The sequence below is a fragment of the Okeania sp. genome (assembly GCF_983059655.1).
Genome location: NZ_CEZPJD010000297.1, coordinates 1 through 6,810 on the forward strand (window position 1 = coordinate 1; position 6,810 = coordinate 6,810).

Sequence of the window (6,810 nt, forward strand, 5' to 3'; positions counted from 1 at the left end):
GATCGCATTTTTTGTATCAATATTGGCTATAAATATATCTCTTGTCTATTCCTTCAAAAAAAATTTTGTAAAATTCCTTGATCAAATATATATAACATCTAAAACTTAATAAAACCTAATACCTTCTTCAAGAATATCATGGAAGATTTACTAACAATAGAAACAGCAGCTAATTCACTCATCAAAAATTCTCCAAATACACCCTCTCCAGATTCTGTTGTATCTGCACTCATTCAAATTGAAAAGCAGTCAAAAAAACAAGACAAAAAATATAATATTGAACAACTATCAGGCAATTGGCAATTATGTTTTATTACTGGTACGAAAAAAACTAGAAAACGAGCAGGTATTGTTCTGGGAGCTGGACGTTATATTCCGAATTGGGTAAAAATTACGCTCTCCTATTTTTCTCCTCTCAATACTTCTGAAACACTGCAGCAAATAGAAATAGGTAGGGTAGAAAATACTGTGGAATTTGCTGGTTTAAAACTATCTCTTTCTGGTCCGACAAAATTTATAGATAAGAAAAATATTTTGGCGTTTGATTTTACAAAAATTATAGTCAAATTATTAGGAGTAAAACTCTATTCTGGATATATTCGAGGTGGTCAAGAAAGTGAAGGTAAATTTGCCACTGAAAGTGTTGGAAAGCAAGCTTTTTTTGCTTACTTTTTGATTCAAGAAAAATTTATTGCTGCGAGAGGAAGAGGAGGGGGGCTAGCTATCTGGGGAAAATTGGAAAATTAGAATTTCAACAATTAATTCAGAAGGAAGAAGGAAGAAGGTTTTACTTATCTAGGCGATTTATAGTAGAGAAGGAATAAGGAAGAAGGAAGAAGGTTTTACTTATCTAGGAGATTAGTTATCTAGGAGAGGAAGAAAAAGGTTTTAGTTACAGCAGATTGCAAGTATATGAAGTACAGAGATTAACAATTACAGCGTTTTCCTTTGTGATGAGGTACACCTATCGCGGGCAAGATGCCCGCACTACAAGATTTTCATCATTTACCATGTACCTCATTTGTCTGAAATCCGCTGTAAATGTTTGTATAGTAGTCGCCATTACTGTATTTAACATATCAAAAGCTTAAAACTAAGACAAAGCAAGATTCTTCCTTCTGCTTTCTGCCTTCTGCCTTATTCAACTAAGATTCTGTTGATAACTTTTGTCCAATTCTAGGTTCTTTACCATCTAAAAGTCGTTCAATATTGCTACTGTGACGCCAAATTACATACATACCACCAGCAACAGCAAATATTTCATAAGGCAGTGGCTGACCTGTGAAAAACATTAACCCAGAAACAGAAATAGCAGCAATGATAGAACTCAGAGAAACAATGCGACTAATAGCCAAACTTACAACAAATGCAGAAAGTGCCCCTAAACCAACAACCCAAGACATTGCTAACAAAATACCCAGACTAGAAGCAACTGATTTGCCACCCTTGAAACCAATCCAAATAGACTTAGTATGGCCGAATATAGCTATTAGTCCTGCTAAAATTACCATCCATTCTTTTGCTATATAAACATCAGGTATTCCAGCAGTAATAGTTAAGTTTTGAACAAACAAAAGAGAGTAAATATAACGGACTAAAAATATCGCTAATACCCCTTTTAAAATATCAATAATTAATACAGCTAAAGCAGGTAATTTGCCGATGGTTCTTAATACATTAGTCGCACCTGTAGAACCAGAACCTTGTTCGCGAATATCGATTCCGTATAACCAGGAACCTATCCAATAACCACTAGGAGTAGCACCCAATAAATAGGCAATAATTAATATTACTCCATTTAATAATAACCAGTTAATCATTAGACATCTCCAATAATAATAAATAAAATCAATTATCGTAGATAAATCATCAATTCTTTTTTTCTACTCCCTACTCCCTTGAGGGCGAATGCCATTTCCTAACGGAATGCTCCGCAAACGCCCCTACATTTTGCATTTTCAAGGTTAATTTGCATAAGTCCTCGTTAATATAGACTTTAAGGGTAAGGGAGCCAACTTTTGTAGCAAGACAATTAATAGAGCTTTTATCCTAAACTAAAAGCAATAGCTGATAGCTGATGGCTGACGGCTGTTTGCGCAGCATTCCGGAGGAAATGCTTACATCAAAATCTATCTATTGAGTTTTGAAGTCCAGGTTCAGGAGCAAAGGCTAACCACAGAGGAAACTGTAGCATAGACAGGCTAATTTTATCCTCTGTATCATCAATCACAATTATCGGTAATTTTCCTTGTTTCACCAATCTGTCTGCTTTTTGGGCCAATACTTCTGGTTCTTCAAACAAAGCCACACCTCTATCTGGGCTAAAATCACGGCGGTCAATGCCTAGACAATCTTGTAAACCCCGTCGCCATTCTCCTAAACGTTCCGGAGAATTAGCAAGTATCAGAGCGCGTACTCGTGTATCATACAAATCTCTTAGTACAGAAACAATTGTCGAAGCAACTAAAATATTTTGCAAGCGGCTGCCCATAGTTCGTAGGGCGCCACGACCACCTTGAGAGAAAAACCAGTTAGAAACTCTTTCTGCATGAATAGGTTCAAATGTACGCCGTAATTTCCAAGGCGGGCCATAATAATCAGGCATCTTACGATATTCGTCAAGAATTTGGCGAATTTGTCTAGCTTGCTCCTCAAAACCCATTTCTGCAAATTGAGGATTTTCAGGATTTCTGGCAGACCGAGGAGAATTTTCCATAACATCCATAACAGAAGGTTTTGGAGGTTCCTGCATCTGTGGGGTTAATTCTAACTGTTCGGCAGCAAGAGCTAAATCTTGTAAACTTCCTACTAAATAATCTTTAAATCCCTGAATTCTAATTGCCAAATCCTGAGAAGCACCTGCAAAAGTAGTTCGCATCTCTTTCTGAATACGTTCTTTGCGACGTTCTAGTTTTTCGACTTCTACTTGTAATACTTGTCTACGGGACTCCAACTGATTCAAAGCTTCAGGTAGTAGACGCCCTATGGCCTCAGTTTGTGCCATTACTTCTTGCTGTAATTTGGTCTTGGTTTTTTGTAGGGCAGCTATTTCCTCCTTCAAATTTTCTTCTTGCTGTTGAAGGCCATTAACTGGTGGTGTTAATTCTGTTTCAATTTCTGCAACTGGGGGAATTGTAGGTTCCTCGTTGACAATGGGAGTATCTGTAGAATTCTCTTCAACTAATGGAACATATTCTGCATCTATTGGTTGAGTTAGATCTGGTTTGTCAGGTTTAGTGCTTTGTTCATCTTTTGGAATGACTCGATCCTCAACCTCTTCATCTAAATCCCAAGGAGAGGGAACTATTTCATTTATATTATCTGAAGTTGTTGTTGATTGTTGTTTTTGTTCTTCTGGTTGTGTTTCGTCTGGGTACATCATGGAAAAAAAATTATCAAGACTTTATGCTATTTTCATCCAGGGTTTTAAACCGAATGGTTTTTATTTTCTACTTCAAGATTTTGTAGATATTGACTCAAAGGGAACGAATAATATTGCTATATATTATGTATAAATTTTACTATACCAATTTGATTAATTTTTGCATTGCGGGGGAGTAACTATGGATGTTGAATGCAATGTCTGAATAGTGAGAAGTAAAAATAAAAGTAATTAACAATAACTAGCTAATAATTATTAGAAAAGTTATTTACTCTGTGTTAATTACTTAATCATTGAAGTACCACTTAAATATAGCATTCTTTTATCAAATTTGTATAAGATAAATTTACTAAGCTTCTATTGAATTATGATTTGAGGGTAAGTGCTTTTCTAGGCAATTTTTTAGTGTTTTAGGGTCAAAAATAATTGGTAGAAAGTGGATACTTTTAACTTCCCTAAAATAAAATAAAATTGGTACAGGAGACCAGAATATTTCCCAGTTGAGCCAATCTTGATAGGGAAAGTTTCGTATGAGTTTTTCTGAACGATATACTTCTAGAGATATATCAGTAAATTTGAGACGGATAGTCGCTGTTTGAAGTAATAGAAATATACCAAATAGAGCGATCGCTAGACTTACCCACGGTTGCCAAAAAGCCAAAGGCAATGCACTAATTATTAGCACTAGAGGAATTTTATAACTAGGGGCAAGTTCGATAGTTTGTTTTGCTTCGGATGTAGGAATAGTAGTCATTTCAGTTATCAGTTATCAGTTATTAATTATGGCTAATATCAATTATGGCTAATTTTGACTTTTAATTTACAAACAAAATAATAGTTGGCCTGCTCCTAGATTAACAGAAGGTAAGCAAAAATCAAGAATTAAAAAAACTACTCCCCTACTCCCTTACTCCTCTACTCCCCTACTCCCTTACTCCTCTACTCCCTTACTCCCCTACTCCCCTACTCCCCTACTCCCCTACTCCCTTACTCCCCTACTCCCCTACTCCCCTACTCCCCTACTCCCTATTCCCTAATATTAAAAACTTTGTTTCATTGCTCCACCAATACCTTGAAACATTGCCCAAGATAAAAAGAAATTAAATATAAAAATAGATATTAAGGCTGTCACAACTGCTGTAGTTGTAGATTGGCCTACTCCTTTTGCTCCACCAGTAGTAGTTAAACCCCAACTTGTACCAATTACAGCAACTAAAACACCAAATACCATTGATTTAATCAATCCACTGCATAAATCCCAAAGAGTTAGAAAAGTATGGACAGAACTAATATATATACTCTGGGGAATATCGTACATATTAATTGCCACCATAAGTCCACCCAATATAGCAGCTATCAAACATAACAAAGTTAAGATTGGCATCATTACAGCACAAGCAATAACTCTGGGAATAACTAAATAATCTATCGGATCGGTTTTCAGCACATATAGAGCATCAATTTGCTCTGTCACTTTCATCGTGCCAATTTCTGCTGCAAATGCCGAACCGACTCGCCCTGCGACAACAACTGCTGTCAATACAGGGCCTAGTTCCCTGGTTAAAGTTATAGCCAACATACCCCCAACTATATTAGCTGTACCGAAGGAAACAAGTTCCCTGGCAACCTGAATGGTAAATACCATACCTACAAAACTAGCTGTCAGTAGGACAATGAGTAATGATTCTGGACCAACTATTGCCATTTGCTCAATGGTGTTACGACGATGAATTTTGCCCTTGAGAACATGGAAAAATACTTGGCCTGCTAAATATGCTGCTGCCAACATCCGTTGTCCCCATACCCCGAAAATTAACTTAAAAGTAATCTTACTCAATAGAAATTAATAAATTAGAACGCTAAACGAAACGAATGAGAGAAATTTACCAATCTTCAACAAGATTTTTTAACTAAGGTTGAAGTTTTCTGACAGATTGACTGATTTTTACCGATCGCTCTCTATCTTAGAAGGTAAGGCATATAGGCTGACTTGCTACTTAGGTAGTATTTGGTGACTATGCTTATTTTTACATATTATGAATATGCTTAATCTTCTACGTTCTTTGTTACTTACAAGTATTTTTAGCTTTGTAACTCCTATTCTGTTAATTGGAGTTAGCTGGACGAGTTTTGCCTTAATTAGTCACTTTCCCACTTTACAGACAATTGGTCAATCTGGTGTTAGGCAAATTTGGCATTTCTTGGCCATGTTTGGGGATGGCCATCCCCGACAAGGATGTTTGGTAATTGCTGTCACTTTTAGTTTAGTAGGGGCGATGTTTGATACCTATGTATTTTGTCAAAATCCTAGAGGAAACTAAATTTGAGATAATGTGGTGTATAGCAGGAAAAAGAAGAAGAAAGAAGGAAAAATCTTGCGTTGTCTAATTGATATGTCCGTTCCTTTCCTTCGACTGCTATATCAGTAAAATAAATGTTATTCCTAACAATATAAATTGACAGCCATATTTTTTTTGAGGATTTACGCTAAAGACTAAGTTATATACCATTTGTAGGGGTTAACGGCCGTTAACCCCTACTATATTTGATGGTTATACGTAATATTTTGCCAAAAAAATATAGCACTACAAGAATTGGTTATATCATGTTCCCCCAGAGGGGGAGCTACGCTAACAGATAATCAGTTATAAAAACCTTATCTCTTTGAACCTTTCTTCCCCTTCTGCCCTCTGCCCTTTGCCTTCTTTGAACCTTTCTTTTCCCTAGCCCATAGCGCCATATTTGTACGGAAATTGCGATCGCACAGTAGGCAGGAACCGAATTCAATTATTTTTCTACTTAGATTACATTAAAAACAAGTTGAATGAAAACAAATTCAACTGAGTTTTTCAGGTAAGTTTTGGTAGTCAAAAAATCGAAGTACGGAAAATGCGATTGTATCTCTGTAATTAACCGAACTTACGGACTATCAAAACTCTACTAAAATTAGAAACAACAATCAATTCAATTCACAGATAAAACATTTTTTAGGAGGCAACAACTATGGCTATTGTACGTTTTTCCCCATGGCGTGAAATTGATTCATTACAGAAAGAAATGAATCGTGTCTTTGACAATTTTGCTCCTTATTTAAACGGTGAAGAAAAAGGTATAGCATTTACACCAGCAGCAGAAATGGAAGAAAACCACGAAGCAATTGAGTTAAAACTGGAAATTCCTGGTTTAGAAGCTAAAGATGTAGATGTACAAGTAACTGCCGAAGCTGTAGCAATTAAAGGAGAGCGTCGTCAGGAAAATAAAACTGAAGAAAAAGCTATGACTCGTTCTGAATTTCGTTATGGTGCTTTTCAACGAATAATTTCTCTACCTACCAGAGTTCAAAATGACCAAGTAAAAGCTGAATATAAAGATGGTATTTTGCATCTACATTTACCTAAAGCGGAAGCAGAAAAGAATAAAGTTGTGAA

General features: G+C 36.1%; 7 protein-coding genes. 3 read left to right on the forward strand and 4 right to left on the reverse strand.

Translation table 11 applies throughout. The features are described 5' to 3' along the window. Positions 1-138: 138 nt before the first annotated feature. Positions 139-747 (forward strand): hypothetical protein, encoded by a 609-nt coding sequence (locus tag AC3DU7_RS17015; protein WP_488040508.1) that lies wholly within the window; start codon positions 139-141, stop codon positions 745-747. Positions 748-1,145: 398 nt separating this feature from the next. Here the strand turns inward: AC3DU7_RS17015 and plsY are convergent, their stop codons facing one another. The 4 genes from plsY to AC3DU7_RS17035 form a co-directional block, all read right to left on the reverse strand. Next, the gene (gene plsY, locus AC3DU7_RS17020) at positions 1,146-1,820 is read right to left on the reverse strand and encodes a glycerol-3-phosphate 1-O-acyltransferase PlsY (protein ID WP_488040509.1); all 675 of its coding nucleotides are present in this window, start codon (positions 1,818-1,820) and stop codon (positions 1,146-1,148) included. Between the two features lie 302 nt (positions 1,821-2,122). After that, positions 2,123-3,382: a DUF3086 domain-containing protein gene (locus tag AC3DU7_RS17025; RefSeq protein WP_488040510.1), complete on the reverse strand. Its 1,260-nt coding sequence runs from the start codon at positions 3,380-3,382 to the stop codon at positions 2,123-2,125. A 349-nt stretch (positions 3,383-3,731) separates the two neighbouring features. Beyond that, a complete protein-coding gene (locus tag AC3DU7_RS17030; protein WP_488040511.1) occupies positions 3,732-4,136 on the reverse strand; it encodes a DUF3119 family protein in 405 nt (134 codons plus the stop codon). 285 nt (positions 4,137-4,421) lie between these two features. Further along, positions 4,422-5,219, reverse strand: coding sequence for an MlaE family lipid ABC transporter permease subunit (locus AC3DU7_RS17035; protein ID WP_488040512.1), 798 nt, complete (start codon positions 5,217-5,219; stop codon positions 4,422-4,424). 205 nt (positions 5,220-5,424) lie between these two features. Between AC3DU7_RS17035 and AC3DU7_RS17040 the strand changes: the two genes are divergently transcribed. Together AC3DU7_RS17040 and AC3DU7_RS17045 are read left to right on the forward strand one after the other, a co-directional pair. Then, a complete protein-coding gene (locus tag AC3DU7_RS17040) occupies positions 5,425-5,703 on the forward strand; it encodes a hypothetical protein (RefSeq protein ID WP_488040513.1) in 279 nt (92 codons plus the stop codon). 682 nt (positions 5,704-6,385) lie between these two features. Then, a partial coding sequence (locus tag AC3DU7_RS17045) for an Hsp20/alpha crystallin family protein (RefSeq protein WP_488040514.1) occupies positions 6,386-6,810 on the forward strand: 425 nt, incomplete at its 3' end.